This is a genomic window from Paenibacillus sp. FSL L8-0494 (genome assembly GCF_038003695.1).
In the GTDB taxonomy this organism is placed as follows: domain Bacteria; phylum Bacillota; class Bacilli; order Paenibacillales; family Paenibacillaceae; genus Paenibacillus_AQ; species Paenibacillus_AQ odorifer.
Map to the genome: position 1 here is coordinate 3079405 of NZ_JBBOPQ010000001.1, position 15065 is coordinate 3094469.

General features: G+C 42.5%; 28 protein-coding genes. All 28 read left to right on the forward strand.

The features are described from left to right. The first annotated feature begins 138 nt into the window (after positions 1–138). The 28 genes from NYE35_RS13940 (at position 139) to NYE35_RS14075 (ending at position 15060) form a co-directional block, all read left to right on the forward strand. A complete protein-coding gene (locus NYE35_RS13940) occupies positions 139–573 on the forward strand; it encodes an ASCH domain-containing protein (RefSeq protein WP_341122465.1) in 435 nt (144 codons plus the stop codon). Then, positions 570–965, forward strand: coding sequence for a hypothetical protein (locus tag NYE35_RS13945; protein ID WP_341121293.1), 396 nt, complete (start codon positions 570–572; stop codon positions 963–965). The genes NYE35_RS13940 and NYE35_RS13945 overlap by 4 nt, the downstream gene beginning before the upstream one ends. Continuing rightward, complete coding sequence (locus NYE35_RS13950; protein ID WP_341121295.1) at positions 962–1150, forward strand: hypothetical protein; 189 nt, start codon at positions 962–964, stop codon at positions 1148–1150. The genes NYE35_RS13945 and NYE35_RS13950 overlap by 4 nt, the downstream gene beginning before the upstream one ends. Continuing rightward, complete coding sequence (locus NYE35_RS13955) at positions 1147–1557, forward strand: hypothetical protein (protein ID WP_341121297.1); 411 nt, start codon at positions 1147–1149, stop codon at positions 1555–1557. Before NYE35_RS13950 ends, NYE35_RS13955 begins: the two co-directional genes overlap by 4 nt. After that, complete coding sequence (locus NYE35_RS13960) at positions 1544–2401, forward strand: DNA cytosine methyltransferase (protein ID WP_341121301.1); 858 nt, start codon at positions 1544–1546, stop codon at positions 2399–2401. The genes NYE35_RS13955 and NYE35_RS13960 overlap by 14 nt, the downstream gene beginning before the upstream one ends. Positions 2402–2547: 146 nt before the next feature. Beyond that, positions 2548–2934 (forward strand): hypothetical protein, encoded by a 387-nt coding sequence (locus NYE35_RS13965; protein WP_076275501.1) that lies wholly within the window; start codon positions 2548–2550, stop codon positions 2932–2934. Between the two features lie 298 nt (positions 2935–3232). Further along, positions 3233–3463, forward strand: a complete 231-nt coding sequence (locus NYE35_RS13970; RefSeq protein WP_341121303.1) for a hypothetical protein — start codon at positions 3233–3235, stop codon at positions 3461–3463. 61 nt (positions 3464–3524) lie between these two features. Next, the gene (locus tag NYE35_RS13975; RefSeq protein ID WP_339317943.1) at positions 3525–3770 is read left to right on the forward strand and encodes a hypothetical protein; all 246 of its coding nucleotides are present in this window, start codon (positions 3525–3527) and stop codon (positions 3768–3770) included. Continuing rightward, on the forward strand, positions 3767–4153 hold the full coding sequence (locus tag NYE35_RS13980; protein ID WP_341121306.1) for a hypothetical protein: 387 nt from the start codon (positions 3767–3769) through the stop codon (positions 4151–4153). Before NYE35_RS13975 ends, NYE35_RS13980 begins: the two co-directional genes overlap by 4 nt. Positions 4154–4156: 3 nt before the next feature. Beyond that, positions 4157–4366 carry a hypothetical protein gene (locus NYE35_RS13985; protein WP_076139103.1) on the forward strand — a complete coding sequence of 70 codons (210 nt, stop codon included), beginning with the start codon at positions 4157–4159 and terminating at the stop codon, positions 4364–4366. Then, complete coding sequence (locus tag NYE35_RS13990) at positions 4363–4524, forward strand: hypothetical protein (protein WP_341121309.1); 162 nt, start codon at positions 4363–4365, stop codon at positions 4522–4524. The genes NYE35_RS13985 and NYE35_RS13990 overlap by 4 nt, the downstream gene beginning before the upstream one ends. Beyond that, entirely contained in the window at positions 4521–4700 is a 180-nt protein-coding gene (locus tag NYE35_RS13995) for a DUF3797 domain-containing protein (RefSeq protein ID WP_076139102.1), read from the forward strand. Before NYE35_RS13990 ends, NYE35_RS13995 begins: the two co-directional genes overlap by 4 nt. Then, positions 4697–5074 carry a BC1872 family protein gene (locus NYE35_RS14000; protein WP_341121311.1) on the forward strand — a complete coding sequence of 126 codons (378 nt, stop codon included), beginning with the start codon at positions 4697–4699 and terminating at the stop codon, positions 5072–5074. Before NYE35_RS13995 ends, NYE35_RS14000 begins: the two co-directional genes overlap by 4 nt. Before the next feature lie 47 nt (positions 5075–5121). Beyond that, positions 5122–5262 carry a hypothetical protein gene (locus tag NYE35_RS14005; RefSeq protein ID WP_341121313.1) on the forward strand — a complete coding sequence of 47 codons (141 nt, stop codon included), beginning with the start codon at positions 5122–5124 and terminating at the stop codon, positions 5260–5262. A gap of 45 nt (positions 5263–5307) precedes the next feature. After that, positions 5308–5499, forward strand: a complete 192-nt coding sequence (locus NYE35_RS14010) for a hypothetical protein (RefSeq protein ID WP_341121314.1) — start codon at positions 5308–5310, stop codon at positions 5497–5499. 15 nt (positions 5500–5514) lie between these two features. Then, a complete protein-coding gene (locus NYE35_RS14015) occupies positions 5515–5979 on the forward strand; it encodes a hypothetical protein (protein WP_341121316.1) in 465 nt (154 codons plus the stop codon). A 296-nt stretch (positions 5980–6275) separates the two neighbouring features. Beyond that, complete coding sequence (locus tag NYE35_RS14020) at positions 6276–6626, forward strand: hypothetical protein (protein WP_341121318.1); 351 nt, start codon at positions 6276–6278, stop codon at positions 6624–6626. Between the two features lie 6 nt (positions 6627–6632). Then, a complete protein-coding gene (locus NYE35_RS14025) occupies positions 6633–6788 on the forward strand; it encodes a hypothetical protein (protein ID WP_341121321.1) in 156 nt (51 codons plus the stop codon). Positions 6789–6812: 24 nt separating this feature from the next. Continuing rightward, positions 6813–7469 (forward strand): hypothetical protein, encoded by a 657-nt coding sequence (locus NYE35_RS14030; RefSeq protein WP_341121323.1) that lies wholly within the window; start codon positions 6813–6815, stop codon positions 7467–7469. 12 nt (positions 7470–7481) lie between these two features. After that, on the forward strand, positions 7482–7763 hold the full coding sequence (locus tag NYE35_RS14035; protein WP_341121325.1) for a hypothetical protein: 282 nt from the start codon (positions 7482–7484) through the stop codon (positions 7761–7763). Between the two features lie 621 nt (positions 7764–8384). Then, complete coding sequence (locus tag NYE35_RS14040; protein WP_341121328.1) at positions 8385–8630, forward strand: sporulation protein Cse60; 246 nt, start codon at positions 8385–8387, stop codon at positions 8628–8630. 96 nt (positions 8631–8726) lie between these two features. Beyond that, positions 8727–8924, forward strand: coding sequence for a hypothetical protein (locus NYE35_RS14045; protein WP_341121330.1), 198 nt, complete (start codon positions 8727–8729; stop codon positions 8922–8924). A gap of 356 nt (positions 8925–9280) precedes the next feature. Then, positions 9281–9955 (forward strand): hypothetical protein, encoded by a 675-nt coding sequence (locus NYE35_RS14050; RefSeq protein ID WP_341121332.1) that lies wholly within the window; start codon positions 9281–9283, stop codon positions 9953–9955. A gap of 2 nt (positions 9956–9957) precedes the next feature. After that, positions 9958–11769, forward strand: coding sequence for a DNA packaging protein (locus tag NYE35_RS14055; protein ID WP_341121334.1), 1812 nt, complete (start codon positions 9958–9960; stop codon positions 11767–11769). 75 nt (positions 11770–11844) lie between these two features. Beyond that, the gene (locus tag NYE35_RS14060) at positions 11845–12579 is read left to right on the forward strand and encodes a hypothetical protein (RefSeq protein WP_341121336.1); all 735 of its coding nucleotides are present in this window, start codon (positions 11845–11847) and stop codon (positions 12577–12579) included. A gap of 128 nt (positions 12580–12707) precedes the next feature. After that, a complete protein-coding gene (locus NYE35_RS14065) occupies positions 12708–13244 on the forward strand; it encodes a hypothetical protein (RefSeq protein ID WP_341121338.1) in 537 nt (178 codons plus the stop codon). A 20-nt stretch (positions 13245–13264) separates the two neighbouring features. After that, the gene (locus NYE35_RS14070; RefSeq protein ID WP_341121339.1) at positions 13265–13468 is read left to right on the forward strand and encodes a hypothetical protein; all 204 of its coding nucleotides are present in this window, start codon (positions 13265–13267) and stop codon (positions 13466–13468) included. 131 nt (positions 13469–13599) lie between these two features. Continuing rightward, complete coding sequence (locus NYE35_RS14075) at positions 13600–15060, forward strand: hypothetical protein (protein ID WP_341121341.1); 1461 nt, start codon at positions 13600–13602, stop codon at positions 15058–15060. Positions 15061–15065 lie beyond the last annotated feature (5 nt).

A 15065-nucleotide genomic window follows, 5' to 3' on the forward strand; every position in this document is an offset into this window, starting at 1 on the left:
ATAGTTGAGTCCAATGAAAAAGAGAATTAATAGAGCAGCTGTCACTATGCCAAGCCAGATTAATACCTTGCGATTCATAAATTATCACCTCTTGAAATTTTCATAATTATACCATAGGGAGGCATAACCAGTATGAGGATGAAGGTCATTACAATAATCCAGCCCTGGGCAACGCTTATAGCTCTTGGCGAGAAACAATTTGAAACACGTAGCTGGGCTACAAAGCATAGAGGCGAATTGGCAATACACGCTGGTAAGAAGATTGATAAGGAAGCCTGTCGGGAGCCTGAAATCCGCAAAGCGCTGGAGCGACATGGATATACGGAAGATAACCTTCCTACTGGTGCAGTGGTGGCAATATGCAAATTGTCCGAATGTTTGAAATCATTAGACACCTGGACAGACGGATATGAACTTGAGGGCAGGAAGCTTATTTACTCCCCTGAATACGAATTTGGTGATTTTACTCCGGGGAGATTTGCTTGGGAACTAGCAGACGTTAACCAACTGCCCGAGCCTATACCAGCCAAGGGACAGCAAGGTCTCTGGAATTGGGAAGGGGTGGGGGCATGAGCGTTACGCTAGATAAGAATGCTGTCCAATTAGCGGTTATTGACGGAATGATTCGGGAATCGCACGAAACTGGATTTGCTCAAGTCACAACTCACGCATTAAACATAATGAGAATTCGGTACGCAGATTTGCTGGCTGCTCTAGAAGAGTCACAACAACAAATCAATGAGTGGCAAGAAGAAGCGAAGCAATGGCGAGACGAATTTGTTAGTAAGAACGACGAATTGGGAGAGGCACAGCAGACCATAGCCCGACAACGGGAGGTACTGGAGTTCTATGCTAATAAAGAACATTGGGAACTGCCAAGCTTCGGTAGAGGTCATTCAAAGGTTACAAGCGACAGAGGAAGTAAAGCACGTGAATTGTTGGAGGAAGGGAGCGACAAGGCATGAAATTGACCGTAGAGCAAAAAGAAGCATTGTATCGAAAGAGACAGATAGAACGGCTGAATTTTTCTGAATTGGCAGCCAAATTGAATTGCACTCGTGTACAAATGGTCAGTGCTCAAATGGGAAATAACCTACCTTACGATGTGTATGAGGCTGTAACGAATTGGATCGAGGAGGGTAAGTCATGACACAAGTAAAGGATAAGACAGACCAGCAGCTTAACCGGGTTTTGGCGGAGTTGATGGGATGGATAATAAAAACAACAACCGATGGTGAACGAGAATTTTATGATGATGGTGGATTTTGCAGTGGGAAGTGGGTCGAACCGAGCCATATTAACTTCACACCGGACTACACAAACGTTTGGTCTCCATGTACTGACCCTGCTGCCTCTCTAGAGGTACAGACAGCAGCGTGCAATGAGCGCTTCTACTGGTACATTCAGGCGCTATCTAAGGTTGTAGGCGCTGACGGATATTGGGATAGTGGAGCACTAGATTATGAAGGTATAACGCTATTGCTCACCGCCAGCCCCCGAGAGAGGGCAGAGGCGGCATATATCACGCTACAGGGGGCGAAAGATGATAACAGCTAAGAGTTATTTTAGTGGTGCTGGTGGAATGGATTTGGGAATGATCGAAGCAGGGATAGAAATAATTGAATCCTTTGAAATTGATAAAACGGCTTGCGACACACTTAGAAATAACTTCAATCATGTTGTAAATGAGGGCGATATAACAAAGGTTACAGTCTTAGATCAGCAAGATGCAGACGTTTATATTGGGACATTCCCATGTACAAAATACAGCACTATTGCTGATATTCATGGAACAAGAACAGGAGACGATTTATTTTTACACTTCTTCAGACACGTGGCCTTAGCGCAACCGGAAGTATATATCGTGGAGAATGTTCCTGGAATGAAGAAATTTCAAGTCGTGATGGAATGTCTCACTAAATTGCCTAACTATTATGTACGTGTTGAATGCCCGGTTAACGCTAATATGTGGTTGCCACAAGAGAGGAAAAGGCTAGTTGTAATCGGTACGAAGAAACCCTTTGATTCACTACATTATCCTGATGATAAACCAGTGAAGATGAAAGAAATTATTGATATCGGCATAGAAGTTTACACTCCCGATTACGTTCAAAAACGCTTAAACGGTGAATATAGAGACTTGCCAATCATAACGAATTTAGATGGTAAAGCTCCTACGTGTGTAGCGCACTATGCAAAGGATAGGTCAACAAGGCTTGTTAATGATGGAGTATCTATCAGACCGTATTCAGTCCGTGAATATGCTAGATTGCAAGGATTCCCTGATTGGTTCGAATTTGCAGGAACTGAAAACGACGCTTATAGGCAAATCGGTAACGCCGTTGCTGTACCAATGGGTAGATGGGCTGGAGAAGCTATTCAGAAATACTTTGCATCATAAATTCATAGTTAATTGATTGGACGAAGGCCATCGTCCGACAGCATAAGCCCAGCAACGCGGGGGCCTAACCAGATCATTAAGGAAGTAGGAGTATCCCTCCTCTCCCAAAGGCTATGACGCAAACTATGAAAGAGAGTTGATAAATCATGGAAAATAACGAAGGTAAATGGGTGGTAAGCACTTCACCAGAATTTTTTAATAGCGGTGATTACTATGAATCTAAAGAGGAAGCAATCGCTTTTGGATTAATTGAATATGCCGCATATGAGACTGTGAAAAAATTTCATGTAGGGCAAGTTGAAAGCGTGGGATTAGGTGTGTGCGTTGATACGGATAGCATTCTTGAACATATCAATCAAAGTATGTGTGATGAAGTTGGGGAAGCAGCTGATGATTACCTACTTTATACGAAACAAGAACATGACGCTGAGTTAGAAGAAGAACTATCAAACGTGATTATAAAATGGATTGAAAAACATAGTTACCAGCCGACATTTTTCAAAGTGGTTAACATCGAGTCAGTTGATATCTAATGCACATTCCGAAGACACATGACATTAAGGGACAGAGAGGGTTAATAGCCCTCCTCTCCCAAAGGAAGAGTAGACGCATATAGCGTAGGAAAGGAGCTTGAAAAGTGGGATACGAACTTGAATGCACTAATTGCGAAGCTGAGTTTGAAATTACAATAAAGGATCACCTTATAACAGAAGGTGAGCCACAAATTACGTACTGCCCCAACTGTGGAAAACCAACCTTAGAATAGTGCACAGTACAGTACGAAGATATGAGGCAGTAAGACACAGATTGTGAAGGAGCAAAGAAAAGAAGGTGTTGATTGATATGCAACTTGATCTCTTTGAAGTAAGTTATCAGCAGCAATTGCTTGAAATGATACCAAATGAAAAGAGAATATTTGGTGACATAGAAGTTGTATATGAAGGTGAAAAAAGAATATTTAATTGGCGGCATCCGGATCACGTCTGGTCTGCTTATAGGGATGGGAAATTATTTTTTGTAGGGAGTAGTTATAACTCTTTGGCTGAAATGCTTACTGACTAGCCTGAAAATTCAGGGACAGAGAGGGTAAATAGCCCTCCTATCCCACAAGGAGGATATACAAATGGAAAAAGAAGAATTGTCATTGAATTTTGAAACAGGCGAGATTATGAGGGACGAAACACCGATCATGACGCTGGATGAAATGCTGTTCCTCTTGGATTCAGCCAATCAATATAACAACATGTTCCCGATTGAGCAAAGTCAGGAGTTTATGGCGGAGTTAAGAGAGAGAATCGGAGTCGGATTTACCCCTGAACAATTCGCTGAAATCAAGGGATATTTCAAAGATGGGGAGGAAGCCCAATGACACAAACACCGCAAGAGTTAACAAAACCGTTTCGGCTGCTGACAGATTGGATTGCTGAAAAAGAAGACTATCTATCCATCCTTATTGAAAGAATGGAATACCAGAAAAAATGGTCTGAAGACGAAGATCCGGCAAGGGCTGAATACTTCAAGCCTCAGTATCTTTTAACTAAAAAGCAGGTAGAAACTCTGCAGCATGAAATAGCCGAATGCAGGCATGCGCTACAGATACATGACCGGGAACAACAACTGAAAGCATTCGTGGAAAAACTTCGAGAAGAAAACAGCGCTCATGATTTCTACTACGGAGAAATTCACGAAGAATGTAACGCTATTTTATCCACCCTTTACCCAGATACCCCAGCACCCAAGGAGGGGGAGTAGATCGTGCTTGAATCTATGATGCGTGAGTATATGGAACAGGTCGAAGAAATCCGAACACGATTCACAGATACGGATGGAGAAGGGTGGCACCTGAGAGATTTAAAAGAATACGTAAATGGGCTTGATGAAAAAACAACAAAAAGGTTGTTGAGGCATTTCATCATCATGGAGTGGAACCGGAAAATGGAGATTAGGGAAGGAGATAACCATTGACACCAGAATCTGCATCAAAAGCGCTTAGAGGAATATGCCGAATGTTCAACTGCTCTTATGAAGAAGCATGGAAGAAATATATGCATCCAGCGATCACGGAGAAATTCACGTTTGAAGAAGTCGTGAAGCACGTTGAACAGGAGGGTGGTACCCAATGAATCTCAATTTATCAATGATACTGATGAAAAAGTATGGAGCTTGCCAAGAATGTGGTAATGAAAATATCGGAAATGGTGAAGGTACGCTACAAATTGAAGGTGACAACTTTCGACGCACATGTAAATGCGGCTGGAAAGTAGAAACGGATGCCACTGAGGCAGAGGTGGACCAATGACACTCACAAGGGAAGAGATACTGAAGATGGAGTCAGGACGGCAATTGGATGCTAAAGTCGCTGAACTGGTAATGGGTTTGGATATGGTAGAAGGTCAACTGCCGCAGTTGCCGAGATACTACCTAGCGGATTACGAAAAGACGATCCACCGGGACGTTCCGTTGTACAGTTCGGACATATCCGCAGCATGGGCTGTGCTGGAACGCATGCAGGGATCAGGTTGGTCATGGGATATGAAGATGAACAATCTGGCGAATGAAGTCGAGGTGCGTATTGGACGGGGGCAAACAGTTAGCAAGAGTGTAGCTGAGGCGATTTGCAAATCTGCCCTCATTGCCAACCTAGACGCCATAGAATGGGCAACTGATGTCTAAAGAAAGTAAGGCCGCAGGGCTGGATGAACTTATAAGGGGGCTGAGACATGAAGGTCACTTATTTCAAATGGCATAATAACTACGATTTACTGATAGGCGAGACCTATAAAGCAACGCGATATAAGCCGGGCTGGTTATTAATCGAAGGTGTACTATATCGGGAAGGATGCTTTGCAGAAGCGCAATAACGGACAATTTAGGGGGCTGAGACCCAAATCAAAGGAGACGATGAAATGATAAGAGTAAAAGGAACCGCAAAAGTGAGATGTGATTATGAAGTTGTGCTTCCTATGACTGAAGAGGAATTTGATAGATTATCTGAGAAAAAACAAAATGAACTGCTTGATACATCTATTGACTGGAAGGATGCATTGCGTAGCGGATGGATGGATGAAATTGAGATTGATTATTTAGCAGAGGTATAAGGGGGAGAAGAGGATATGAGCGACAAACATATTTTGGTTAAGTGCAAAGATGAATTTGTAGAATACTTGGAAGGAAAAGTTTCCTGCGAAGCTCTGGAAGGCGAGGAATTTGTTGCGACCCTTCATGAAGAATCCGGAGAATATTTTGCTGAAGATTCTAAGGGCAGAGAAATGTTCGTGGGTGATCTTGATGATATAGGCGAACTTGTTTTGGAAGAATCATTTGAATTAGTTGTATATCCGCCATTCGGGAGCTATGCTGCCCATCAACCTAACTATGAAGGGTTCAAAAAGCTTGGAAAACTGGACGATTACGTATACCAGTCTTTGGCTCATATGGGCAATGCGTCACACCATCTATCGTGGGGACTAACTGTGTTAGAACATACGGACGTACCAAAGGATTTGAGAGAAGAAATCCGTCAGGTAGGCATAGTAATTCACACACTGCAAGAAAAGCTTAGAGAACACAAAAAGTAAATCCTTGGCCGTCAGGAAATCGAGTCAGACCGAATAATCCCAGTGATAACGGGGGCCAGATAAGGTTTACATAATCTGCTCCCCATAAAGAGAGGAACGAGACACTATGAGCGAAGAAAAATTTGAGGTTAAGCCTTACGGAGTTCGTTACAGATGTGAATGCGGCGGAGAAATGAAACCATCAAGTCACATACTTATGAGCATTCCTCCGCAGTATCCTCACGAATGCAATAAATGCAAAGCTGTAGTCAATTTGACTAAACGTTACCCTACAGTCGAATGGGAGGAACCAGACAATGTCTAAACAGCCAAGGTTAATTGACGCAGATAAACTGTTGGGAGATATGAAACAACATCTCAAAAAGTTAGAAGGTCAACTACCTATCGACGATGAAATTCGCTTTCAGCGCAATGATGCACAACAGGATATTTTAGAACTATACATCCGAAAGTTTGAGAAAGGCGAGTTTGATCTTACAACTGAACCAAGACCAAATTACAAGGTTACTTATAATAGATGCCGAAACAATATCGTTCCAATTTATGTTGAAGAGTACATTGTACGTCCGTCAGAAAATGAAATGGAACATACGAAGCAATTACTCATGGCAGAAGAATATGTTCTTGAAATGTACTTGAGGAGATGAACTGACTTGAAGACAGAACCTAGAATTCACGATTACGATCTATTCGATAAAGATTTCGAAGAGTTCCTGCGCCAAGGGTTTGAATCCTACGGCATACCAGAAGGACGAGAATCCGTAGTAAACATGGATGAAATTCACTCTATACTAATCGTAAATATGTAAGACAAACGCAAGGAGGTTATGCCAATGATCGAGTTAATTCCAGCATCGCATAAAGACTTCACTCCGAAGAATGATTTGGCAGATATAACGAGAGCCTATCAGGTTCAGTTCTTCACTAACGCCGATGAAGAGGATATACGGAAAGCCTTGTGGTTGCTAAACAGTTACCGAACCATCAAGGGATTGGTGGACAGTTACGAATTTGTTCTCAAGCAGCCCCAAGAGAATGGGTTAAATGATTTTGACATGGCCGGAGTCGAAGGAGCAGTCAAACGCCTCAGCACAAGCGACCACGTCTCTAATTTGCCAGCTAACGTACTCATAGCAAAAGAGACACGCCATCATAATTACATGCTGTATAAACGAGTTACAGAGGCTGTGATGCACGCGGCTAATAATATCATTGATCCACATGAGTATAAGATCGTAGAATTACTGTTCACCGGTGAAAGGAAGTTCAGATACAAAGACGCCGTAGAGTATATGAGACATGAAAGGAAAAAGGGGATCTATAGCATAGAGGCTACTACGTTCGCTGAGAAGCGCCGTAAGGTCATCGCCTCCCTTGCTAACACGTTGTTGTTTAATGGGACGCTGGATTATGTGACAATAGATTACGGGCGTGGACGAAATAAAGAAGGTGAAATTGGATTAAGGCAACTCAATAATCGGGATGTGTAGGGAGGTAATGGTATGGAATTAATTGATATACCATCTTATATGAGAAAAGAAGTAGAGGAACTTGTGAAGTTATACACCATCACAATCGAAGAAGCATGGAGATATTGTTTGATGGGTGGATTCGACCATGCAAAGAAACTGCTCGACTTTAGGGCGAAGATGCGTTCTTCATTAATTGGTATGATATACAGCGAAGAGTCGCTTAATAGTGCAGTTCGACGTTTTAATAATCAATTATGGGAACAAAAGAATAAAAAAGAAGGATTAGGACAATTCATCAACCGCGAAGGGTAGATACCTGGAGCGGTATTTTTTTGCCTATTAACATTATGAGGCGTAATTTCCGTAGCGTAGTAGCACAACACCCCAAATATAATAAAGATACCGAGGCGAGAGCTTCCGTACGACTCCATTTCTGGTTGCGGCAATCTGTGACGGGACATCACACCGCAGCTCATACCCGAACACCTCCTGGGCAACCGTGATCTCAGCGGCTAAAGATATGGATCGAGAACGTGAACCGGATACGTCAATAAATACCGGACAAACCTATGAGAACAGTGCACAGAGGGGAATACCCCGAAGCATTAAAGGTGCACATTGTTGCCCAAGCCGGGGCATGGCGGATTAGCGGTAGCCGCATGTTATAAATTACCGCCCAACAATAAACCGTTTGTACTCACGGATAAATGAGCACAACATATGACGATCCGAGCGGGTCTTGCTGGAAACTCATGAGGCAGCAGCCAATAGTGGAGTAGGCCGTAAGGAACCAGTGATTAGGAGGCAACACATCAAACTATCCAATCATATATTCGAACTGTCGTGCCAGGGAGAGTGGCCCCGGCCCACATCTATTAACTATTGCAGGGTTTATCTTCCATCTGTCGAATTATGGTTATGGGAGGTGATTTCATGACAAAGGTAAAGTTGTTCGTGGCGGACAGCGTGGAAACTCTAGAAGAAAATATTAATTATTTTCTGGAGTCTGAAGTTGAGCAGGTCATTGATATTAATTACAGTACAAGTGCTGCTGCTATTCCGGATGGGTACGGTAGAGCAGAAGCTTATTGCAATTTCTCAGCGTTAGTTCATTATGAAGTCAAGAAACCAAAAGGCGATGAAAAGAACGCTACTGCAGTGAGTGATTTTTTCGCTTAATTTATCAAAATAATAACCTTATGAAGTAGCCATCCATTAACCCGGGTGGTTTTTTCTATTTCTACGCAAAGCAATAAACTCAAAGGAGCGATAAGAATGATGCTAAATGAAATGCGGCTGGAGTTGACAGACCACGCCCACCAGCAATATACGGAGAGGGTAGGGACATCTTCGTTCGAAGAGATCAGGGATGCTTGCCGTGAACAATTGGCAGCAGGAGACTTCAGGCGTAATTCATCAAGATATACGATGCCTGGTGGATATTCACCGTTCGGGATGAAAAGATTGTGCTGATCACCTGCTATGGGAACAGTAATTTCGATGTACCGAGGGCCTTAGCATGGGCTAGGAGACATGATGACAGAATAACGTTGGATAACTTCCTGATTAACGAAGAACAGAAAACCGTATAGGCAACAACCGACAGCGCCGATGAAGGGCGTTTTTTATTTGCTCAGGAAAACTTTCCTTAACGGATTGTATGCTTGTAAGCCCTCTGTAACGTTACAAGAATTACAAGATAAATCCTTATAGAATAAGGCGCTTCATTATATGCGTTCAAACCTGTAACGCCACAAACGTTACAAAATGCCATTACAAGCGTTACAACGCGTTACAAACGTTACAAGAAAAGAAAAGGGGTATGTTAAGTGGCAAAACCATCGAAGATTGAAACATTAGGGTGTCAGGAAATTGTGTGGGCTGGCGTGCGGAACGGGAAGACTGTACGAGCGATCGCTGAAGAATGTTCTGAGTGGGCGAATGAGCAAGTGTCGCATACAGCAGTAGCAAAGTATGTCAAAGAGAAGGGGACAGCGGAACAAGCGAAGAAGAAGGATGCAATCGTAGCTGATCGGCGGCGAGTGATTAAAACCGTCCACCAAGAGATCGATATCATCCAAACCAACCTTGATGCGACGAAACGGCTCATTGATCGGTTCGAACTGGTGGATGATCTGCCGAAGTTGTTCAGAGAAGAGATGGATGAACTCATAAATAAGCTCATGGAGACTGGTGAAGAATTTAACTATGTAAGCTTCATTGAAGGCTGGCAGAACTCCTTTGAGGTAGAACTGCGCCGAAAGGTAGTTGAAATTGTGTCGCTTAACCGTGAGGTACGCGAGAACATGAAGTTCCTTGTTGCATTAAGGGAGAAGGCATTCCAATTTGAGTTGGTTCAAGAGTACATCAACATTTTCATGGAGATATTTCAAGAGGAGTCCACAGACGGAGCGTATGACCGTTCGATCATCCGTATATCCGCCAACCCACGTATGAAGCAACTGATTGATCAGCAGAAGCTCTATACAGGCGGCGGTGAATAAATGTGCTGGCTAAACTGCATGAACAGATACGTAAAGCAGCTGAATCAATTGGAGGGGCAAAAGGTCCGAAGCTAAAGTTCGTTGATCTGGCTGGAGAAATAAACAGAAAGATCGAAAGTGAATATAGAGATAATCCAATAGGCCTTAAAGAACTCAAGGGAAACCTTGACGACTTTGAGGCCTTTTGTTTTGAATTCCTGCGGATCAAGACAAAAACCGGGGATATTGTACCACTCACGCTGAATAAGGCTCAGAAAAAACTAGCCAAGACTGTATTCGAACAGATCAAATCAAGTAAGCCGGTGCGTATCATCATCCTGAAGGCGCGTCAGATGGGATTCTCCACGACAACAGAGGCCATCATTTACTATCTGTCCTCGCTACAGGAAGCCAAGAATGCATTCATCGTAGCTCAGGACTCCAGTGCATCAGAAAACCTTTACGACATGTTCCGTCTTTACTACGACTACATTCCCGAGCATATCAAGCCTATGCGCAAGCGGAACAATAGCCGCCGTCTGACGTTTGAAAGCCCAGCGATGAAGGATGTTGATCGTAAAAAGGAGCCGGGGCTTAAATCCAAGATCACAGTCCAATCCGCAGAGAACCGTGTCCTTGCACGTTCAGAGACCATTCATTACCTCCACATATCAGAGTTGGCGTTCTGGCCAGAGAACCGTAAGAAGAAACATTTAGCTTCCCTGTTCGCCGCACTATCCAAGGAACCGCGTACAGTCGGTATTATTGAATCAACTGCAAACGGCATTGAGATATATAAAGAAATGTGGGATAACGCTGTAGCTGCTAAGAATGACTATATACCGTTGTTCTTCCCGTGGTTCGATATGCCGGATTATCGAATGAAGATTCCGGCTGACTTTATACTCACAAAAGAAGAGATCGAACTTAAGACAAAGTTTGATCTGGCAGATGAACAACTTGAATGGCGGCGCTATACGATTCGAAACGATTTCGAGGGTGACGAAAAGCTGTTTCGTCAAGAGTATCCGTCCACACCGGAAGAAGCGTTCCTCGTCACCGGTAGAACAGTATTCAATCAAGATAAATTAGATGCTATGTCGAAGCACACCAAAAAAGGAACGAAGTATTCAATCGTTATTCCTCCTGCTATTGAAGGCACAGGTTACGATTGGACAACTGTTAAGTTCATTGAGGATGAGCGTGGAGAGTTTGAAATCTTTAGCGAATATGATCCAGACAAAGAATACTGCATAGGAGCTGACGTTGCCGAAGGGCTAGAAGGCGGCGATGCTTCGGCAGCCTATATCATTGATGCAGATACCGGCGAGGATGTTGCGGCAGTCTACGGACAAATGGATCTAGATATCTACGCAAAACAATTGGACTATGTCGGCCGCATGTATGGCGATGCGCTGCTTGGCGTGGAAACCAATAACGTGGGCCACAGTGTCATTAACACGCTACTGAACGTGACGTTTTACCCGAACCTGTACCACCATGACTCTTATAATGCGGAAGCCGGAACGAATGAGAACAGGCCAGGATGGCCAACAACAACGGTTACCCGCCCAATTCTCGTAGATGCACTTATAGAAGGTATCCGGGAAGGAGTATGGCGAATCAACGATGCCAATCTGATCAGTGAAATGAAGACATTTGTCCGCAATAGGGCTGGTAAGCCGCAGGCTATGGGTAAAGGAACATTAGGCGGTTGCAAGGATGATAGAGTCTTAGGATACGGCATAGCCCACCAAATGAGATTGCGACGTCCGCCGAGCGTTAAACACATAATGTTACCTTCTATTGGTGGCATAACTATCAAACGTTTATAATTACCAAATTATTCTTTAACAACGCTAAAACATTTGATAGAATTGGATCAAATTCTAATGAATGGAGAACATACTATGGTAATTAGCAGAGCATTTAATAAGGAAATTCAATCTTCTCTTAATTCAAAATATCTTTCGAGTGAAGACTTTGAAGTTTCAACAAAAAAAGAACAAAAAGGCGGCTTAAGTGTTACAATTACTTATTTGTACAATCCACAATATGAGTTCTATTTTAAGTCAGGAGATCAAATAAATATCATTAGAAGACCTGGAGAAATGGCTGAAAACGAAAGTCTTGTCGTCACTGGAAAAGACGGTATATTATCGGCTATTTACAAGTGGTTATTGAATATTGAGGCAGAAACCAAAGCTGCCCCAATTTTAAGAGAAATTATGGAGCATAAAGTAGAGGTTGATTTACAAATATCTGAATTAGAAAATTCAATTAAAGATATAGGTCAAGATGACTTTACTAGAGAAGAGATATCAAGCTTGATCGAGAAATTGAACAAATTCCAAGAAGAGTTTGAATCTAGGCTAGAAGAAGAAATTCAAGACAAACAGAAATTAAGAAATGAAATCAACAATATAGGGAACGAAATAGAATTTCTCAAGTCACAAATACAGCTTTTAACCAAGCAAAACTGGGTGAAATCATTACTGGTTAAATCAATAAACTGGCGCAAGCGGAATCCGCAAGCAATGAATACTTTAGTAAATTTAACTAGAGAGATGCTTCCGGAAGGCGTGAGGGAGCACATTCCTGACGCTGTAGTAGATTTAATAGCACCAACAAGTGAAAATCATTAATTTTCATATTAGCACGAGACAATAAACACCTTGTTTTTTTGTCCATGCTTCCTAGTATTGGAGGTGTTACAATAAAGAGGAATTAAGTTCGTGATGCATTGTGTAAGTAAAATTAAAGGGGGATTTTTGTGAGCATCCATGACTACCTTGATAGACTTGAAGGAAATAGCAAACGTCATATCTTGTTAATTGTAACTCCGAAAGAAAAATACCCAATTAACTTTTTAGACGAAAACTACTATTCGCTTGAGAACTCAATTCTTCAAACACCTAAAGAATACATGAGTTTATATGGTGATGATCCAAATGAGATTATGCATTATGTAGCCTTCAGAGAATACCTAAGACCTGTAATTAGTGATAAATACAGTGTAGCTTATCAAACTACCGATAAAATTAAAAGGTCAAGAAAAGAAGAAATTATCAGCTTTATCGTCGCAAAACATTTCTACGATAATGTGCCAAGCGGAACTAAAAAAGAAGATGCTGCAATATCTGATGGTCTAATCTTGGCTGATGATTTCTTATCTAAATTCCCATTGAATAAATTTGAACATGTTTTAGTAAAAGTGGGCAAGAACAGCGATGAAGCGAATGTCTTGATCGATATATCTTTCCAAAATAGAAATGATGATTATTATTTTGACCATGTTTACATTCATTAGAGGATGGAGGAGTGCGAAAGATGAGTCAATTATCTAAACCTGAGGAATTTCAAGAATGCATAGAGAAGGCAGTTGAGATTTATGTTTATTCTATTGCTGACATAAATAGTCCTCCTGTGGCTGTGGGGTTAATAACAGAATGGTTCCCTTTAAGAGATACCGTATTTGTTAATAACAATCGATATGATCTGAAGGAGTACGCTCTCCTGACTAAGAAAATCTAGGATTGAACAAAAAAACCGTAGTAACACCGAATAAAACCAATGATATTATTAATCCATAGAAGTATGAACGAATACAGAAGGTCAGGAAACTTTTCCTGCCTTCTATTTTTATGTCTGGAGGAGGTGAAAACTTGAAATGGTATCATAAATTCATTTACTCGGCTGCTAATGCAATCCTGCCGGTAGCAGTAAAGCGTCAGATGATGGGTGTAGGTAGATCGACAATACCCAGCAATAACAATGCATGGGGCATATTCAACTGGCTACCAAAGAAGTACCAGAGTGCACACAACATCGACCTGACAAAGCTGCAAAGCTATACGGCAGAAGAATTGCTTGAGCTGCTTATATCCGTCCACCCGGACATTTCACATGCGTTATACACCTATCTCAGAATGGGTGACACTGAGCTAACCTTCACAGCTAAGAAGAAGTCGGGGAGCGACGATAAGACCGGACAAAGGGCGTTGGATGAAATTAAGGAAATGCTTGAAACGCCATTGCCGTCACCTGGCTACCAGCACGGACGGTCCCTGGATAAGCTAGACACTATTCAACGCATGATGATCATGGTTCGCGGGGCGTGCGCTGGTGAAGTAGTCCTGAATGAACGATGCAATGACGTGATCGACATCGTGCCAGTAGATCCGGCGTTGATCTGGTTCCGTAGGGAGCCAGTCACAAACAGACTGGTGCCATGGCAATACGTCAAGAACCCTGGCAGCAGGCAAACGGGTGAAGAATGGTTCGGTCAGTACAAGAAGATCGACACCCCAACATTCATCTATGAAGAGTTTGACCCGATGGTTGATGATCCATATGGTCGAACGCCATTCCTGCCGGTACTCCAAGTTGTATTCTTCCACCTTCAGGTACTACAAGACCTCAAGGCAGTCGTTCACAATCAAGGATATCCACGCTTGGATATTTCAATGCTTGAGGAAATCATGTTGAAGAATATACCTTTAAGCATCAAGAACGACCCAAAAGCGCAACAGGCGTGGCTTAAGGAACGAATGGACGAGATGCTTACCCATTTCAACTCACTCAATCCAGATGACGCCTTAGTTCACTGGGATAGTGTAAAGATTGAATACCTCAAGGGCGGAAACAGTGGTCCGATGATCGACATTAAGAAGTTAATAGACATCATTGATACCCAAATGGCAACAGGCCTTAAAACGCTGCTCACCCTGTTATCCCGGCATCAAGGGTCCACGGAGACATACAGCTCAGTGGATACCCAGATATATATCAAGTCTGTAGAGTCCGCCCGGAGCGTAACTAAACGTTTCTGGAAGCGGGCTTTTTCTATGGCTGTAAGAGTGCGTGGAGTGCAAACACAGGTTGAAGCTGATTATGCTCCAATTGATTTGCGTTCTGATATGGAGCGAGAGCGAGATCTGAGAGCGAAGCTTAATAACTACGTGCTGGCTGAAAAAGAGCGTTACATCACCACTATAGAGGCAGCAACGGAAGCTCGTTGGATAATGGGTCTTAATCCTAAAATTCCACCTGAACTGATTGCTGACCTTGAAAAGAAGTATAAGCCTGATCCGAATCAACAGATTCCGCCGAATGGAGGTGAATAACCAAT

Coding starts and splice junctions, on each gene's coding strand:
- NYE35_RS13940 (WP_341122465.1), top strand. CDS start 139: ATGAAGGTCATTACAATAATCCAGCCCTGGGCAACGCTTATAGCTCTT.
- NYE35_RS13945 (WP_341121293.1), top strand. CDS start 570: ATGAGCGTTACGCTAGATAAGAATGCTGTCCAATTAGCGGTTATTGAC.
- NYE35_RS13950 (WP_341121295.1), top strand. CDS start 962: ATGAAATTGACCGTAGAGCAAAAAGAAGCATTGTATCGAAAGAGACAG.
- NYE35_RS13955 (WP_341121297.1), top strand. CDS start 1,147: ATGACACAAGTAAAGGATAAGACAGACCAGCAGCTTAACCGGGTTTTG.
- NYE35_RS13960 (WP_341121301.1), top strand. CDS start 1,544: ATGATAACAGCTAAGAGTTATTTTAGTGGTGCTGGTGGAATGGATTTG.
- NYE35_RS13965 (WP_076275501.1), top strand. CDS start 2,548: ATGGAAAATAACGAAGGTAAATGGGTGGTAAGCACTTCACCAGAATTT.
- NYE35_RS13975 (WP_339317943.1), top strand. CDS start 3,525: ATGGAAAAAGAAGAATTGTCATTGAATTTTGAAACAGGCGAGATTATG.
- NYE35_RS13980 (WP_341121306.1), top strand. CDS start 3,767: ATGACACAAACACCGCAAGAGTTAACAAAACCGTTTCGGCTGCTGACA.
- NYE35_RS13995 (WP_076139102.1), top strand. CDS start 4,521: ATGAATCTCAATTTATCAATGATACTGATGAAAAAGTATGGAGCTTGC.
- NYE35_RS14000 (WP_341121311.1), top strand. CDS start 4,697: ATGACACTCACAAGGGAAGAGATACTGAAGATGGAGTCAGGACGGCAA.
- NYE35_RS14005 (WP_341121313.1), top strand. CDS start 5,122: ATGAAGGTCACTTATTTCAAATGGCATAATAACTACGATTTACTGATA.
- NYE35_RS14010 (WP_341121314.1), top strand. CDS start 5,308: ATGATAAGAGTAAAAGGAACCGCAAAAGTGAGATGTGATTATGAAGTT.
- NYE35_RS14015 (WP_341121316.1), top strand. CDS start 5,515: ATGAGCGACAAACATATTTTGGTTAAGTGCAAAGATGAATTTGTAGAA.
- NYE35_RS14020 (WP_341121318.1), top strand. CDS start 6,276: ATGTCTAAACAGCCAAGGTTAATTGACGCAGATAAACTGTTGGGAGAT.
- NYE35_RS14030 (WP_341121323.1), top strand. CDS start 6,813: ATGATCGAGTTAATTCCAGCATCGCATAAAGACTTCACTCCGAAGAAT.
- NYE35_RS14035 (WP_341121325.1), top strand. CDS start 7,482: ATGGAATTAATTGATATACCATCTTATATGAGAAAAGAAGTAGAGGAA.
- NYE35_RS14040 (WP_341121328.1), top strand. CDS start 8,385: ATGACAAAGGTAAAGTTGTTCGTGGCGGACAGCGTGGAAACTCTAGAA.
- NYE35_RS14045 (WP_341121330.1), top strand. CDS start 8,727: ATGATGCTAAATGAAATGCGGCTGGAGTTGACAGACCACGCCCACCAG.
- NYE35_RS14060 (WP_341121336.1), top strand. CDS start 11,845: ATGGTAATTAGCAGAGCATTTAATAAGGAAATTCAATCTTCTCTTAAT.
- NYE35_RS14070 (WP_341121339.1), top strand. CDS start 13,265: ATGAGTCAATTATCTAAACCTGAGGAATTTCAAGAATGCATAGAGAAG.